Origin of the sequence: Novosphingobium resinovorum (genome assembly GCF_001742225.1) — a bacterium.
Taxonomy (GTDB): Bacteria; Pseudomonadota; Alphaproteobacteria; order Sphingomonadales; family Sphingomonadaceae; genus Novosphingobium; species Novosphingobium resinovorum_A.
Genome location: NZ_CP017075.1, coordinates 1,483,465 through 1,499,464, shown reverse-complemented (window position 1 = coordinate 1,499,464; position 16,000 = coordinate 1,483,465). Strand labels below are relative to the sequence as shown.

General features: G+C 68.5%; 12 protein-coding genes and 1 riboswitch. Of the genes, 4 read left to right on the top strand and 8 right to left on the bottom strand.

Annotation, left to right across the window (positions count from 1 at the left end):
- Positions 1–181: 181 nt before the first annotated feature.
- The gene (locus BES08_RS06850; protein ID WP_231958193.1) at positions 182–2,167 is read left to right on the top strand and encodes an MGH1-like glycoside hydrolase domain-containing protein; all 1,986 of its coding nucleotides are present in this window, start codon (positions 182–184) and stop codon (positions 2,165–2,167) included.
- A 108-nt stretch (positions 2,168–2,275) separates the two neighbouring features.
- Here the strand turns inward: BES08_RS06850 and BES08_RS06845 are convergent, their stop codons facing one another.
- Both BES08_RS06845 and BES08_RS06840 read right to left on the bottom strand, forming a co-directional pair.
- Positions 2,276–3,049, bottom strand: coding sequence for an ABC transporter ATP-binding protein (locus tag BES08_RS06845; protein WP_008832862.1), 774 nt, complete (start codon positions 3,047–3,049; stop codon positions 2,276–2,278).
- Entirely contained in the window at positions 3,043–4,044 is a 1,002-nt protein-coding gene (locus tag BES08_RS06840; RefSeq protein WP_268957459.1) for a FecCD family ABC transporter permease, read from the bottom strand. The genes BES08_RS06845 and BES08_RS06840 overlap by 7 nt, the downstream gene beginning before the upstream one ends.
- 80 nt (positions 4,045–4,124) lie before the next feature.
- Between BES08_RS06840 and BES08_RS06835 the strand changes: the two genes are divergently transcribed.
- A complete protein-coding gene (locus BES08_RS06835; RefSeq protein ID WP_036524269.1) occupies positions 4,125–4,973 on the top strand; it encodes an ABC transporter substrate-binding protein in 849 nt (282 codons plus the stop codon).
- On the opposite strand, the gene bluB is transcribed toward BES08_RS06835, so the two are convergent.
- From bluB to BES08_RS06805, 6 genes are all read right to left on the bottom strand, one after another.
- Complete coding sequence (gene bluB / locus BES08_RS06830; RefSeq protein ID WP_036524272.1) at positions 4,960–5,601, bottom strand: 5,6-dimethylbenzimidazole synthase; 642 nt, start codon at positions 5,599–5,601, stop codon at positions 4,960–4,962. The genes BES08_RS06835 and bluB overlap by 14 nt on opposite strands.
- Before the next feature lie 129 nt (positions 5,602–5,730).
- Positions 5,731–6,339 (bottom strand): cob(I)yrinic acid a,c-diamide adenosyltransferase, encoded by a 609-nt coding sequence (gene cobO / locus BES08_RS06825; protein WP_036524829.1) that lies wholly within the window; start codon positions 6,337–6,339, stop codon positions 5,731–5,733.
- Between the two features lie 2 nt (positions 6,340–6,341).
- On the bottom strand, positions 6,342–10,163 hold the full coding sequence (gene cobN / locus BES08_RS06820) for a cobaltochelatase subunit CobN (protein WP_036524275.1): 3,822 nt from the start codon (positions 10,161–10,163) through the stop codon (positions 6,342–6,344).
- Between the two features lie 232 nt (positions 10,164–10,395).
- The gene (cobW, locus tag BES08_RS06815) at positions 10,396–11,445 is read right to left on the bottom strand and encodes a cobalamin biosynthesis protein CobW (protein WP_008830494.1); all 1,050 of its coding nucleotides are present in this window, start codon (positions 11,443–11,445) and stop codon (positions 10,396–10,398) included.
- A gap of 184 nt (positions 11,446–11,629) precedes the next feature.
- Positions 11,630–11,871, bottom strand: a riboswitch (cobalamin riboswitch).
- A 39-nt stretch (positions 11,872–11,910) separates the two neighbouring features.
- Positions 11,911–13,215, bottom strand: a complete 1,305-nt coding sequence (fahA, locus tag BES08_RS06810; protein WP_008830493.1) for a fumarylacetoacetase — start codon at positions 13,213–13,215, stop codon at positions 11,911–11,913.
- 147 nt (positions 13,216–13,362) lie between these two features.
- Complete coding sequence (locus BES08_RS06805) at positions 13,363–14,664, bottom strand: sensor histidine kinase (RefSeq protein ID WP_008830492.1); 1,302 nt, start codon at positions 14,662–14,664, stop codon at positions 13,363–13,365.
- A gap of 286 nt (positions 14,665–14,950) precedes the next feature.
- On the opposite strand from BES08_RS06805, the gene BES08_RS06800 reads away from it, so the two are divergent.
- Positions 14,951–15,586, top strand: a complete 636-nt coding sequence (locus tag BES08_RS06800; RefSeq protein ID WP_008830491.1) for a Dabb family protein — start codon at positions 14,951–14,953, stop codon at positions 15,584–15,586.
- Between the two features lie 16 nt (positions 15,587–15,602).
- A complete protein-coding gene (locus BES08_RS06795) occupies positions 15,603–15,905 on the top strand; it encodes a putative quinol monooxygenase (protein WP_008830490.1) in 303 nt (100 codons plus the stop codon).
- The last annotated feature ends 95 nt before the right edge of the window (positions 15,906–16,000 follow it).

Below are 16,000 nucleotides of genomic sequence, written 5' to 3'. Positions count from 1 at the left end.
GACCGGCCGCCCTTCCGATTGCTTCAACGTGCCGTCCCGGACAGGTTCCGGGACCGGTGCTGTCGGCGGGGGCTTCGACAAGCTCAGCCTGAGCGGGTTTGAGAACAGGTCTTTAAATCCCGCTCAGGCTGAGCTTGTCGAAGCCCCCTCAGCTTGGGCCGTTCACGGAAGGACCGTTGACGTGCACAAGAAACTGGCCCTCGCGGCGCTGCCCTTCATGGCGCTGCTTGCCGCTGCCGCCAGCCCGCCGATGGACCATGAGGCCATCGCCGAGGCCCGCTACGGCAATGACGCGGCGTGGTACGAGGGGCGGATTCCCTTCTTCGAATCCTCGGACGCGAAGATCGACGCGGTCTACTACTACCGCTGGGGCCTGTTCCGTGCGCACCAGCGCGATCTGGGCACGCAGGGCTACATCACCACCGAGTTCGCCGACGACGTCGACTGGCAGCGCGAACCTTACGCCAGCCTCAACGACGCGAGCGGCTTCCACATCGCCGAAGGCCGCTGGCTGAACGACCGGCGCTTCACCGACGACTACATCAACTTCATGTACGAGGGCGGCAACGACCGCCACTTCACCGACCACATGGCGGACTCGGTATGGGGCCGCTACCTGGTGGACGGCGACCGCGAGGCATTGCTCGCGCACCTGAAGACGATGCGCCACGTCTACCGCCTGTGGGACGAGAAGTTCGACTTCGACAAGGGCCTGTATTTCGTCGAGCCGCTGCTGGACGCGACCGAGTACACGGTGTCCTCGATCGACGCCTCGGGCGGCAAGGACGGCTTTAGGGGCGGTGATGCGTTCCGGCCTTCGGTCAACGCCTACATGTTCGCCAATGCCCGCGCCTTGTCGCGCATGGCGCAGATGGCGGGCGACGCGGCGATGGCGAAGGAATATGCCGCCCGCGCCGAGGCCTTGAAGGCGCGTGTGCTGGCGGACTTGTGGAACCCGAAGCTGCAGCATTTCACCGACCGCCACCAGATTACCAACGAACACGTCAAATACTGGGAGCCGATCCGCAATCGCGAACTCGTTGGCTACCTGCCGTGGATGTTCGATCTCGTCCCCGACGATGCGAAATATGCTGCAGCATGGGCGCACCTGACCGATCCGGGATCGCTGGCGGGCAAGGCCGGGATGCGCACCGTCGAGAAGACTTACGAATACTACATGCGCCAGTACCGCTACCTCGGCCCGGACCCCGAGTGCCAGTGGAACGGCCCGATCTGGCCCTACCAGACGACGCAGGTGCTGACCGCGATGGCCAATCTGCTCGACCATTACGAGGCGCACGGTCCCATTTCCCGCGCCGACTGGATGGCGATGCTGCGCCAGTATACGGCGCTGCATTATCAGGGCGACAAGCTCGATCTGGAAGAAGACTACGACCCGGAGACCGGCAAGCCGATCGTCGGGCTGGACCGCAGCCACCACTACTTCCACTCGGGCTACATCGACCTGATCCTGACCGGCCTCGTCGGCATCCGCCCGCGCAGCGACGATGTGCTGGAGGTCAATCCGTTGCAGGAGGGCCTCGACTGGTTCCGCATCGAGCGGGTGCCGTACCACGGGCACGAAGTCTCGGTGACATGGGACGCGAAGGGCACACGCTATGGCAAGGGCCTCGCCGTCATGGTGGACGGGGTCGAAGTCGCCCGCCGCGCCGACCTCGGCCGGATCGAGGTGCCCGTTACGCGCAAGGCCAACGCGCCGATCGTGCGTGAGGAAAACCTTGCGGTGCAGCTCGTGCGCAGCGGTTTCCCCAAGGCCAGCGCCTCGTCCGGCACCGATGCGGAGAAGCTGCACGATGCGGTCGATGGCCGCGCGTGGTTCTACCCGGAACTGCCGAATGGCTGGGACTCGGACGCCTCTGGCAAGCCGCAGTGGTATGCGCTGGACTTCGGCAAGACGGTTTCGCTGGGCGGCGCCGAGCTGGCGTTCTTCGCCGATGCTGCACGTTTTGCTGCACCGCGCAGGGTCAGCGTCGAGGTCTGGCGCGAGGGCCGCTGGCAACAGGTCGGCGCGCCGGTGAAGCCGCTTGCCAACGGGGTGACGCGGGTGACGTGGCCTGCGGTCGAGACCGGGAAGTTGCGCGTGTCGATGACGCCAGCGAAGGGCCGCGCAATCCGTCTGGCGGAGGTGAAGGCGTTCGCGCGATAGGCCCCAAGTTTCGTCATTGCGAGCGTAGCGAAGCAATCCAGGGCAGTTGAGCGCCGCCCTGGATTGCTTCGCTACGCTCGCAATGACGAGGGGGGCTGGGGAGGTGGTTCACACCCGCTCCAGCGGCACCACCATCGCCGAGCCGCCGCCGAACTCGATCCGCCCGGTCACGCCGTAGACCTCGCGCAGCCGGTCGCTCGTCAAGACCTCCTGCGGCGTGCCTTGTGCCACCAGCATGCCGCGATCCACCAGCAGCAGCCGCTTGCAGTAGCGCGCCGCCATCGTCAGGTCGTGCAGCACCGTCACCACCAGCGCGCCCGAATTCGCCTCGGCGGCAAGCAGTTCCATCACGTCGATCTGATGCCCCGGATCGAGCGCGGCGAGCGGCTCGTCCGCGACCAGTCCCGGCGCGCCCACCGCCAGCGCCCGCGCCAGCATCACCCGCGCGCGCTCGCCGCCCGAAAGTTCGGTGGCGGTGCGCCCGGCAAGGTGCAGCACGTCTGCCCGCTCCATGGCGGCATGAACGGCGGCAAGGTCGTCCGCGCCCAGCCGCGACATCGGGCCGAGCCCGGGCAGGCGGCCCAGCGCCACCAGTCGCTCGACGCTGAGCGGCCAGTGCAGCGCCTGCCCCTGCGGCAGGTAGCTGACCAGCCGTGCCAGCGCCTTCGGCGTCATCCGCGCGATGTCGTGCCCGTCGATCTCGACCGCGCCCCGCGTCGCCGGGATCAGCCCGAGCAGCGCGCGCACCAGCGTCGACTTGCCCGCGCCGTTGGGGCCGATGATCCCGGTCAGTTCGCCGGGGCGCAGCGTGGCGCTGATCCCGTGCAGCACCGCGCGGTCGCGCAGGTCCACGGAGAGGCCATTGAGGGTCACGGTCACCACAGGCGGCGCTCCTTCAGCAGATGGACGAGGAAGACGGGGACGCCGAGGAACGCCGTCACCACGCCCAGCTTCAGTTCGCCCGCGGTCGGGATCAGCCGTACCAGAATGTCGGCGCCGGTCAGCAGCACCGCGCCGCCGAGGAACGAGGGCAGTAGCACCGCCGAGGGGCTGCGGTCGGTCAGCGGGCGCACCAGATGCGGCACGATCAGCCCGACGAAGCCGACCGAGCCCGACACCGCCACGGCGCCGCCGACGCCGATGGCGACGCCCAGCAGCAGCCGCGCGCGCGTGCGCGTCAGGTCCACGCCGAGCGAGCGCGCTCCGTCCTCGCCCAGCGACAGCGCGTCGAGCGCGCGCCCGTCCCACAGCAGCAGCGCCGCGCCGACGACGATGCAGGGCAGGGCGATCCAGACGTGGTCCATCGCCCGGTTCTCGATCGAGCCGAGCAGCCAGGCCATGATCTCCATCGCCGCGAAAGGATTGGGCGAGAGGTTGAGCGCAAGGCTGATCCCCGCGCCCGCCAGCGTCGAGACGGCGATGCCCGCAAGGATCAGCGCCAGCGGCCCCTCGGCGCGGCCCGCGAGCACGAACAGCAGCGCGAGGCTCGCCAGCGCGGCGAGGATCGCAAGCAGCGGCAGCACGGCGGGGCTGTAATCGCCGATGCCGAAGTAGATCGCCGCGACCGCGCCCAGCGCCGCCGAGTTCGACGCACCGAGCACTGAAGGCTCCGCCAGCGGATTGCGCAAGTACCCCTGAAGCGCGGCTCCCGCGAGGCCCAGCATCCCGCCGACCATCAGCGCCACCAGCGTGCGCGGCAGGCGCAGTTCCAGCAGGATCGCCCGGACCACCGGATCGCCATGGCCGAGCGCCGCATCGAGCAGCCGCCCGGTCGGGATCGGCACTGCGCCCAGCATGAGCGAGGCGATTCCCGCCAGTGCGATGCCTAGCAGGAGAAGGGGAATCAGCGCCCGGTTACGAGCGCGCAGGACGGGAATTTCGGGCACGAGCACCTCTGGCTGGATCGGCTCCCCGTCACGCTTGTGTCCCGGGGTCGTGTTGCTATGGAAACGCGCATATGGCGTTCTTGACTACTCTTCGTTCGGCTTCGGTAGCTTTGCTCGGACTGGCTGCGGTCTGCGGCGTTTCCGCGTCGTCTCCCCCTGTATCGGGGCGGGCTGTAGCGGCTCCGAAGCGGATCGTCTCGCTGAACTTGTGCGCGGATCAACTGGTGCTGGCGCTGGCCGACCGCGACCAGATCGCCGGGCTCACCCGCTATGCCGCCGATCCCGCCATGTCGGCCGAGGCGGCACGGGCCAAGGGCCTGCCGATCCTGCGCGGCGCGGCCGAGGAGATCATGGCGACAAACCCCGACCTCGTCGTCGGCATGCCCGCCCGGCGCAACCCCGCGATCAAGGCGCTCAAGACGCGTTATCCCGCCGTCGATCTCAAGTCCGCCGATGGCTACGACGCGATCCTCACGTCGATCCGCAAGGTGGCGCTGGCAGTCGGCCATCCCGAGCGCGGCGAGGCGCTGATCGTGGGCATGGAGCGCGACCTTGCGCATATCCCGCGCGCGCGGAAGGGTGTGGTCGCCGCCTACTGGCAGCGGCGCGGTTATCTCACCGGCACCGGCACGCTGATCGACGACCTGATGACCCGCGTGGGCGTGACCAACCTTGCGGGCAAGCTGGGCAAGCCCGCGCTCTCGCAGATGGGGATCGAGGAGCTGGCGGCCGCGCGTCCCGACGTGATCGTGGTCGATGCCGCGACCGACAAGGTGGTCGATCAGGGCACCGCGATGATGCACCACCCGGTGCTGGACGGCATTCCGCGCGTCGCCATTCCGCAGGCCTGGACGGTCTGCGGCGGGCCCGCCTACGTCAAGGCGGCGCGCGCGCTGGCGAAAGGCGTCAACGCTCGCTGACATGCGCGTGTCCGTCGAGCCGGGCCTGCCAGCCCTTGCGTTCGAGTTCGGGTACGTCGTCCGGCTCCTCGGGATAGCCGAGGCAGAGCAGGGCGACGAAGCGCCAGGACGGCGGCGTCTCCAGCAGGTCGGTGACCGTTTCCGGTTTGACGATCGACACCCAGCCGAGGCCGAGCCCTTGCGCCCGCGCGGCGAGCCACAGCGTGTGGATCGCCATGACCACCGACCACTCGCGCGTCTGCGGCATCGTCGCCGCGCCAAGACCCATGCCGATGGTGGTCGCCTCGTCGCAGAACACCGCGATGACTTCGGGGGCGTGGTCGAGGGCGTGGAGTTTCAGCGCCGAGTAGGCTGCGTGGCGCTCGCCCTCGTAGGCGGTGTCGCCCGCGCGGGAGACTTCAGCATCGGCATGCGCGGCGAGGACTTCGCGCAAGGCGGGAGAGCGCACGCGCACGAAGCGCCAGGGCTGCGAATTGCCGACCGAGGGCGCCAGTTGCGCGGTGCCGAGCAGGTCGGCGACTAGACTCTCGTCCAACGGATCCTGCCGGAAATGCCGCACATCGCGCCGCCATGCGAGCAGGGCGGCGAGGTCTTCGCGGAAGCGAGGGGAGAAGGTGGGAGCGGTCACTTTACGTCGTCCCGGACTTGATCCGGGACCGCTGGCCGTGACCAGCCCATCTCACCGCGCGCGCCGCGAACGTGCGCCTAAAGACAGCCACCGGTCCCGGATCAAGTCCGGGACGACGAGAGGCGTGCATCAGAACTCGATCCCCGTCTGCGCCTTCACGCCCTGCTCGCGGAAGGGGTGCTTCACCAGCGTCATTTCCGTCACGAGATCGGCCGTGTCGATCAGCCCCTGCGGCGCATTGCGTCCGGTCACGACGACGTGCTTCATCTCCGCACGCGCGGTCAGCACCTCAAGCACTTCCTCAAGCGGCAGGTAGTCATAGCGCAGCACGATGTTCAGCTCGTCCGCCAGCACCATGTCGTAGGCCGGATCGGCGACCATGCGCTTCACCTCGTCCCACGCCTCGCGGGCGAGGGCGATGTCGCGGGCGCGGTCCTGGGTGTTCCAGGTGAAGCCTTCGCCCATCGCCTTGAACTCGACGTTGTCCGGGAAGGCATCGAAGACGGCCTTCTCGCCGGTGGTCATCGCGCCCTTCACGAACTGGACGACGCCCACCTTCCTGCCATGCCCGATCATGCGCACCACCATGCCGAGCGCGGCCGTGGTCTTGCCCTTGCCCTTGCCGGTGTTGACGATCAGCAGGCCCTTTTCCACGGTCTTGCCCGCCATGATGCGGTCATGCGCGGCCTGCTTCTTCTTCATCTTCTCGGCGTGCTGTTCGTCGGTGCGTTCGGCCATCATCATGCTCCTGAGACTTGGGCGAGCAGCAGGCCCGCGCTGTTCGATCGGGGTTTCCAGAGGCCGCGCTCCAGCGCCTCGGCCAGCCGCGCGGCGGTTTCGCGAAGCGCGGCGGGGTTGGCCTGCGCCATGAAGTCACGCACCGCCTCATCCTCGATGAAGGCGGCGTGGACGGCGTCGAAGTGGTGGTCCTTCACCGCGCTGGTCGTCGCGGCGAAGGCGAAGAGGTAGTCCACCGAGGCGGCGATCTCGAACGCGCCCTTGTAGCCGTGGCGCATGACGCCCGCGATCCATTTGGGATTGGTCACGCGGCCCCTTACGATGCGGCCGATTTCGTCCGCCAGCGTGCGGATGACCGGGCGTTCGGGGCGCGAGTGATCGTTGTGGTAGCTGACCGGCGCGCGGCCCTTCAGGTGCTCGACCGCAGCGGCGATGCCGCCCTCGAACTGGTAGTAATCGTCGCTGTCGAGCAGGTCGTGCTCGCGGTTGTCCTGGTTCTGGACCACCGCGTCGGCCTGCGTCAGCCGGGCTGCGTAGAGATCGCGCTCGGCATCGCCCTCGACACCCGCGCCATAGGCGTAGCTGCCCCAGTCGAGGTAGACGTTCGCGAGGTCGGCGCGGTCATGCCACAGCTTCTCGTCGATCATCGCCTGCAGACCGGCGCCGTAGGCCCCCGGTTTCGAGCCGAACACGCGGGCTCCGGCGCGGCGGGCGGCGACGGTTTCGTCCTGCCCTTCAGCGGCGAGCATCGCGGTTTCGGCGCGGTGGCGGGCGGCGGCGGGGTTGTCTTCGGCGCTTTCCTCCAGCGCCATGACGGCGCGGGCGGCGCTGTCGATGAGGTCCATCTGCTCGGGAAAGGCGTCGCGAAAGAAGCCCGAGACGCGCAAGGTCACGTCCACGCGCGGGCGGCCCAGTTCGGCGAGCGTCATCATCTCGAACCCGGTGACGCGGCCCGAGGTCCACTCCCAGCGCGGGCGCACGCCCATCAGCGCGAGGGCCTGCGCGATGTCGTCGCCGCCGGTGCGCATGTTGGCGGTGCCCCATGCGGAGAGCGCGATGGCCCTTGGGTATTCGCCCTCGCGCTGGAGGTAGTCCTCCACCAGCAACTCTGCGGAGCGCTGGCCGAGATCCCAGGCGACGGCGGTGGGCACCGCGCGGGTATCGACCGAGTAGAAGTTGCGCCCGGTGGGCAGCACGTCCGGGCGGCCGCGCGTGGGGGCGCCAGAGGGTCCGGGCAGGACGAAGCGGCCGTCGAGCCCTGCGAGCAGGGCGGCGCTTTCAGCGGGGCCGCAGGCGTCCACGCGCGGGGCGAGGTCGGCGGCGATGGCGTGGAGGACGGCGGCGGTGCGCGGCAGGTCGTCGTCCCGGACTTGATCCGGGACCGCTGGCAAAACTTGGGGCGGGACCTTGCCGGGCGCGCCGATGAGTAGGCTGTTCACGGCCAGCGGTCCCGGATCAAGTCCGGGACGACGGGATACCCATTCCGCCGCCAGCAGTTCCAGCCGCTCGACTGTATCACCCAGCGTGCGCCAGGGCTCGTCCGATACCGCCGCCAGCGCCTCCGGCCTCGGGCCATCCCAGCGGTCCGCCATGCGGCAGTCGAGCGGGTCGAACCCCAGCGCGAAATCCTCGGCCATCGCCCGCAGCAGCGAGGCTTGCCCCGGCCCGTCATACCCGCGCGGCGTTCTCGCCAGCGCCACCAACAGGTCACGCCGCAAGCGGCCCTCCGGCGATTGCCCGAAGACATGCAGCCCGTCGCGGATCTGCAGTTCCTTGAGTTCACACAGATAGTTGTCGATCGCCGACAGCGCATCGTCGCCGTCACCCTCGGCTCCGGCGTCCTTGTCCAGCCCCTGCGAGCGGGCCAGGTCGATGATGTCGCGCCGCAGCCGCTCCAGACGGCGCGGGTCCATCCCGGCGGCGAGGTAGTATTCGTCCACCAGCGCTTCGAGGTGCTTGAGCGGCCCGTAGCTTTCGGCGCGGGTGAGGGGCGGGGGCAGGTGGTCGACGATCACCGCGCCGATGCGGCGCTTGGCCTGCGTGCCCTCGCCGGGGTCGTTGACGATGAAGGGGTAGAGCTGCGGCAGCGGCCCGGCGCAGATCTCGGGGAAGCACTCGGCCGAGAGCGAGATCGCCTTGCCGGGCAGCCATTCGAGATTGCCGTGCTTGCCCACATGCACCAGCGCTTGCGCGCCGAACCGCCGCCCCAGCCAGACGTGGAAGGCGAGGTAGGCGTGCGGCGGCGGCAGCGCCGGGTCGTGGTAGGTTTCCTTGGCGTCGATGTTGTACCCCCGCGCCGGTTGCACGGCGACGCAGACATTGCCGAAGCGGTGGACTGCCAGCCGGAACGCGCCGTCCTTCACGAAGGGATCGGCAGAGGGCGCACCCCAGCGCTCCAGCATCTTCTTGCGTGCGCTTTCGGGCACTCCGGCGAAGGCGGCTTCGTAGTCGGCCAGCGGCAGCGAAATCTCGCCGGGTCGATCCAGTGATGTGAGGTCGTTGGTCACCCCGCCGGTCATCAGCCGCATCAGCGCCTGCCCGTCCTCGGGCGCGCCGCCGGTATCGTATCCGGCGGCACGAAGGCTGGAGAGGATCGAGGCCGCGCTGGCGGGCGTGTCGAGGCCGACGCCATTGCCGATCCGCCCGTCGCGGTTGGGATAGTTGGCGAGCACCAGCGCCACCTTGCGCTGCGCGGGCACGGTACGGCGCAGGCTCGCCCAGTTGGCGGCGAGGTCTGCTACGAAGGCCACGCGATCGGGCGCGACGCGGGGGACGACGATGCCGCACTTCGTCACTTCGTCGAAGCGTTCGGCGGCCTTGAAGGCGACGGCGCGGGTGAACAGGCGGCCGTCGAGTTCGGGAAGCGCCACGTTCATCGCCAGATCGCGCGGGCCGAGGCCGCGTGCGGCGGCCTGCCAGTCCGCTTCCTCGACACCCGCGAAAGCGACCTGCAGGATCGGGCAGTCGGCGCGTTCGAGAACCCCGCCGACGCGCGGCTCGCCCGAGGACGAGGAGGCGAAGCTGGTGGCATTGACGATCACGTCGGGCGCGATCTCGGCCATCAGGCCGCCGAGCCAGTCGATGGCGAAAGGCTCTCGCAGCGCGCGGACATGGACGGCGGCGACGTTGAACCCGCGCATTTGCAATGCGGCGACCATCGCGTCCACGGCGTCGAGCGTGCCCGCGATCATCAGCGCGCGGTAGAATACCAGCAGCACGACAGGGGCGTCGGGGCGCCATGATGCGCGCAAGTCGGCCAAGCTCGGCCGATCCACGCCTTGCAGGTAGAGCCCGGCGTCGGCCACCGGCACCGGATCGTCCGGCTGGCCGCAGTCCGCGCCGATCAGCCTTGCGGCGGTGCGCAGGAACGACAGGGCATTGGCGCTGCCGCCCTGCCGCAGGTAGTCGCGGAGGTGCTCGACCGTCTCGGCGGGGAGGGTGGAGGCGACCGTCAGCGTCGGATCATCCTCACGCCCGTCGGCGATGGCGGCGAAGGCGATGCCCTTCTCGCGGGCGATCAGCGCGATTTCGTCGATGCCGTAGGGCCAGTAGCTCTTGCCGCCGAGCAGCACCACGCAGACGAATTTTGCGTGGGCGATCACCTTCTCGACGTAAAGGTCGACCGAATACGGGTGCCGCAACTGCAGCAGGTTGGCGAGGCGGACGCTCGGCGCGCCCTCCGGCAGCCCTGCCGCCGCTTTGGCGAAGCAGGCGAGTTCGCTGTCCGCCACCGTCAGGATGACGACGTCGCCCGGCGGCTGGTCGAGGTCGATCGCCTCCTCGCCGTTGGAGATCGTGCCCGGGGTGGCGGAAAGCAGGTGCATCAGGCGGCGCTCGCCGGGCTGACGGCAGTGCGAACCGCCCTGGATTGCTTCACCCGCTGCGCGGGTTCGCAATGACGGAGGAGGGGGGGAAGCCGCAGATCTTCGTTCAACGCCGGTTCGCCTCCCCACCGCTCGTCATTGCGAGCGCAGCGAAGCAATCCAGGGCGGTTTGCGCGGCTCTGGATTGCCGCGCTACGCTCGCAATGACGAAGGTTGGGGTACATGGTTGTGCTTACGCCGGGACCGAACCTAGCACACCCGCCAGCGCGGCTTCGATGGCCGCGCGGTCCAGCCCCTTCTGGCCGATCACCACCAACTGCGTGCGGCGGGGCTCTTCGGCCTTCCAGGCGCGGTCGAAGAAGTGCTGGATGCGCGGGCCGACGCCCTGCAGGACGAGGCGGCTGGGCTTGCCCGCCAGCGCGACCATGCCCTTCACGCGCAGCACGTCGTGCGCGGCGATCTGTTCCTTCAGGCCTACCAGCAGCGCGTCGATATCGGCCACTTCGCCGCCGTTCAGGATGAAGGTGTCGAAGTCGTCATGGTCGTGATCGTCGTCGAGGCCGTCGATATGCGACTTGCGGCTGTCGAGGTCGTCCTCGGCCGCCGCGACGATGCCGAGCAGCGCGGCGATGTCGACCGCGCCGTGGTCCGCGCGCACGATCTTGACGCCGGGGCGCGTCTCGGCGGCGACGGTCTTCTCGACTTCGGCCAGCACGGCCGCATCGACGAGGTCGGTCTTGTTGAGCACCACCATGTCGGCGCAGCCCAACTGTTCCTCGAACAGTTCCTCGAGCGGGCTGTCGTGGTCGAGGTTGGGATCGGCGGCGCGGGCGGCGGCAAGTGCCTCTTCGTCCGTAGCGAAGCGACCGGCGGCGACGGCATCGGCGTCGATCAGGGCGATCACGCCGTCCACTGTCGCGCGGGTGCGGATGTCCGGCCACTGGAAGGCCTTGACCAGTGGCTTGGGCAGCGCGAGGCCCGACGTCTCGATGATGATGTGGTCGGGCGGGGTCTCGCGGTCGAGCAGCTTCTGCATCGTCGGCAGGAAGTCGTCGGCCACGGTGCAGCAGATACAGCCGTTGGCGAGTTCAAGGATATCGTCCTCGGGGCAGGCCTCGTCATTGCAGCCCTTGACCAGTTCGCTGTCGACGCCGACGTCGCCGAACTCGTTGATGACGAGGGCGAGGCGGCGGCCCTTGGCGTTCTGCAAAAGGTGGCGGATCAGCGTGGTCTTGCCCGCGCCGAGGAAGCCGGTGATGACGGTGGTGGGTACTTTGCTCAAGGGTCTCACTCCCGCGCCGGCGACTTCTCGCGGCGGGGCGTACCGGCGCTTTCGCGCCGGCGCGGGGCAGGGGCGACGGACAGGCGCGAAGACGCCCGGCGACCTGCTCCGCCGCGGCCCCGGGCCGCATGCGTGTCGTCGCTCAGACGGTGAACCGTGCCGCGGCCATCCCCTGGACCAAGGCAAGAGCGACCAGACGCCGGCAGGTCTCCTGGCTCGCGGGTCACAGCTTGATGCACGGCCTTCCCGAAGCCTCGCATGTCGCAGCGTCCGGCCTCAGTGGCTGCCCGTCCCGCTGGGGACAGGCGATGTGCATCGCGCTCGCCGCTTACAGTTGCAGGGACAGCTGCGGATTCGAACGGCGAACCGTTCCCACCGCCTTCCCTTTTAAGCCCCTTGCGGGGCACCGGCGCGATCTTGTTCCCGGCGGATACCGGGAGGCAGGGGTGGGCGCAAGTGTTGGTTTCAGCGTGCCGGAAGGATGCGGGCGCGGCATTCTCCGAAACCGATGGAAACGAAGCCGTCAGCGGCGGCGGTGGCGGTGATGGAGATTTCGTCGCCGTCCTCCAGGAACGTGCGGGTCTCGCCACTGGCCAAGGTGAGGGGCGACTTGCCGCCCTGCGACAATTCCATGAGGCTGCCGAAACCCTCTCGCTCGGGAGCGGAAATCGTGCCGGTGCCGAGCAGGTCGCCGGGCGTCAGGTTGCAGCCGTTGGATGCATGGTGCGCGACCATCTGGTTCACCGTCCAGTACATGTTGGTCGCCGGGCCGTGGCTGAGGCGATGGGGCGGAAGCCCGGCCTTGCGCATGGCCTGCGTGGTCAGGTGGACCTGCAGCATGACGCCCAGCGCGCCGTGGGCCTGATCATCCGCGTCAGACAGATAGGGCAGGGGCTGCGGGTCGCCTTCCGGTCGGGGCGGCTGGGCCGCGCGGAAGGGCGCGAGGGCTTCGGGCGTGACGACCCATGGCGAAATCGTCGAGTGGAAGTTCTTCGACAGGAACGGGCCGAGCGGCTGGTATTCCCACCCCTGCACATCGCGCGCGGACCAGTCGTTGAGCAGGCAAAAACCGGCGATATGCTGCGCAGCATCGGTGATCGGCACGGGCTCGCCGAGGTCGTTGCCGCTGCCGATCCAGACGCCCATCTCCAGTTCGTAGTCGAGCCTTGCAGTCGGCGCGAAGATCGGCGCATCGGCCTCGGGCGGCTTGCGCTGGCCGGTGGGTCGCACGACCGGTACGCCCGAGGGACGGATCGAGGACGCGCGGCCGTGATAGCCGATCGGCACGTGCTTGTAGTTGGGCAGCAGCGGGTTGTCCGGGCGGAACTGGCGGCCGATGTTGTTGGCGTGATGGATACCGACATAGAAGTCGGTGTAGTCGCCGATGCGCGTGGGCAGGTGCAGCATGCAGGCTTCGACCGGGTGCAGCATGGGCTCGATGACCGGCCGCCTGGCTTCGTCGCAGAGCAGGTCGGAGAGGGCATGGCGCAGGGCGCGGCGGTCTTGCGCGGGAATGGCCAGCAGGCGGGCCATGCTGGCGTCGCTGCAGATTTCTGTGAGGTTCAGCGGGATGAGTCGTGCCGCCGCCAGCGCGCCGAGGTCGAGGATCCGGTCGCCGATTGCCACGCCGATCCGAGTTCCCGGCGTTTCAGCCATCGAGAACACACCGAAGGCCAGGTTCTGGACCGGGAAATCGCGGTGGCCGTCGGCGCTTTCGACCCAGCTTTTGCGCGCAGGGTCATGGGTTTCGTCGATGGTCCACCAGTTCACAGGTCGCTCTCCATATTCTCTCGTCGTCCCGGACTTGATCCGGGACCGCTGGCCTTGAACAGTCCACCTTTCGATGAGCGCAGACCAGCAAGGTCGCATCTAAAGACCGCCAGCGGTCCCGGATCAAGTCCGGGACGACGATCTTCGTCAACCCATCGGCGGCTGGGGCACGTCCAGGCGCGCGATCAGGCCGCCTTCGGGCGCGGCGGCGAAGGAGAGCTGGCCGTCGAAGCGCGCCATCAGCCGGTGCGCGGTCGGGATGCCGAGGCCGAAGCCCTTGGTGTCCCGCGCCCGCGCCGCGTCGAGGCGGAAGAACGGGTCGAGGATCGCCTCGAAATAGGCGGAAGGGATGCCCGGCCCGGAATCGGCGATCTCGATGCGCCAGTGCCCTTCGTGGCGGATCACCGCGACCTGAGCCTCGCCGCCGAACTGGATGGCGTTCTCCACCAGCGCCGCCAGCGCCAGTTCCACCGGCTCGCGGAAGGTCCGGGCGAGGGTGGGGACGGAGGCGTCGAAGCGGGCGCGCGTCCCGTAAGGATGCAGCACGTGCGCAACCACTTCGGTGAGGTCCAGCGTCTCGGGCTCGGCGTCGAGATGCTGCGCGCGCAGGAAGCGCTGCAGCGAGGCGAGCAGGGCCTCCATCTCGTCCACGCTTGCAAGGATCACCCCGCCCAGTTCGGCATCGTCGATGAGTTCCGCCGCGACCTTCTGGCGCGAGAGCGGCGTGCGCAAGTCGTGGCTGATCGCCTCGAACGACCTGGCCTGATCCTGCAGCAGCCGCGCGATGCGCTCCTGCATGAGGTTCATGGAGTGTGCGAGCTGGCGCAAGTCCGGGGTGCCACCCTCGGCGATGACCACTTGCCGGCCCCGACCGATGGCGTCGGCGGCATCGCTCATGCGGCGCAGCGGGCGGGTCAGCACGTGCAGCGCGGCGAGGCCGATGGCGAGAAAGGCCACCGTCGTCGCAAGCGTCAGCACCGTCGCCCGCAGTGCTACCGGCCACATCGCGTTGATATCGCGCGAGCGGAAGTTGAGCCAGTGCCCGTCCGTCAGCCGGATCGCGCCGACGAGATCGCACTTGCCTCCCGGCGGTCCCTGCATGGCCAGCCGCAGCGAGCGCCCACCGAGCGAAGGCTCCCACTCGATGATGCGCCGCTCGATGCGGATAAGGGATTCGTCGGTCGTGGCGGTCGCCACGCTGGGCGCATTGCCGACGGCGGCGGCGAGGTGGCGCGTGCTCATGGTCGGCGCGGTCAGGCGCGGATCGGCGGAGTGGATGCGGTCGCTGACGACGAGCAGTTCGCCAATGCGGCGGGCGTGGTCCTCGTTCAGCGTCTGCCGGTCGATCGACTGGTAGAACACGAGGCTGGCAGCCAGTTGCAGCACGCCGAGCAGCATGAACACCAGTGCGACATAGACCGCGAAACGCGGCGCGAAGGGACGGGCCACCTCTTGATCCTCTCCTGCAGCATACCGCCCGGCCGCACGGTGCCGATATGCCTCTGCGGATTTTGCACACACCCGCCCGGCTCCCGCGTCAACTGGAGGAGGAGGTGTAGCAATGATTTGATACGCAATCGGACGGATGCGCAACGGTTGCCCGGAGGTAAGGAGCGCTTTTTGGCACCTGTTTTATCTGACAGGCATGGCCTGAAACCCGCCGCGCTAGTCTCTCTCCCGCAGCGCCGAGTCCCCGCGAACCAATCGCGGCGCGGGCGCGATAGGGGAGAGACCGATGATCCGTCACGTCGTGATGCTCAAGTTCAAGAAGGATGCCGATCCGGCCAAGATCGACCTCTTCATCGAGGAGGTGAAGAAATTGTCGCATCTCAACCGCGAGGTGCGTGACTACAGCCATGGCAAAGTCGTCCACACGCGCTTCCACTCGGGCGATTTCGACTTCGCCAACTGCTGCGACATCGACACTTACGAGGCCATGGAGCGCTACATGTCGCACTGGTCGCACTTGCGGATGACGCCGTTCCTGCCGGACATCCTCGAGAACATGATCTCGTTCGACTGGGAGATCGACTACCACGGACCCGAATTCGACGAGACGCTGGCCGCCGAGGAAGCCGAGCGCGAGAAGGCGCGCGTGCTCAGGGTGCACGAGGACCCGGCCAAGGCCTACGTCCCCGAAGTGCGCGGCCAGACGCGTGAGCGCGCGCGCGAGATGTGCGCGGCCGCCGGTGTCACGCTGTCGGAGGACGAGGAGGAGATCATCGGCTCGGTCTGGGCACCGAACCGGATCATGTTCGTCACTCCCGATGCCGGGACGGAAGTGCCGAAGGGCTCCGAAATCCGCATCGGCATCACCGGCGACTGGCTGACCGGCCCCGCCGTCCCCGGCGGCGATGCCCCCGCCTGGTAACGAGAGGAAGCCTCAAATGATCATTCTTGCCGGACACCTGAAGACCGCTCCCGAGCTCGTCGAAGACCTTGCCGCGACCTTGCGCGGGCTGGTCGAGCCGACGCTGAAGGAGGACGGGTGCCTCAACTACCACTTCGCCATCTATGATCCGGCAGCCGGGACGGTGCTGGTCTTCGAACGCTGGCGTGACGAGGCTGCACTGGCCACGCACCTTGCGCAACCGGCGGTGACGGCCGTGCTCGGCGGCTGGGCCGAACGCATCGACGTTTCCGGTGTGCGCAAGTTCGACGCCTCGAACGAGCGGGGCTTCATGGACTGACGGGGCGTCCCCTCGCTTCGTCATTGCGAGCGCAGCGAAGCAATCCAGAGCGGCGTAGTGCTGCCCTGGATTGCTTCGCTGCGCTCGCAATGACG

Excerpts from the sequence above, each read along its gene's own strand:
- BES08_RS06795 (WP_008830490.1), top strand. The coding sequence starts at position 15,603 with ATGATCATTCTTGCCGGACACCTGAAGACCGCTCCCGAGCTCGTCGAA.
- cobO (WP_036524829.1), bottom strand. The coding sequence starts at position 6,339 with ATGGCCGAACGCACCGACGAACAGCACGCCGAGAAGATGAAGAAGAAG.
- cobN (WP_036524275.1), bottom strand. The coding sequence starts at position 10,163 with ATGCACCTGCTTTCCGCCACCCCGGGCACGATCTCCAACGGCGAGGAG.
- BES08_RS06835 (WP_036524269.1), top strand. The coding sequence starts at position 4,125 with ATGGCGTTCTTGACTACTCTTCGTTCGGCTTCGGTAGCTTTGCTCGGA.
- BES08_RS06800 (WP_008830491.1), top strand. The coding sequence starts at position 14,951 with ATGATCCGTCACGTCGTGATGCTCAAGTTCAAGAAGGATGCCGATCCG.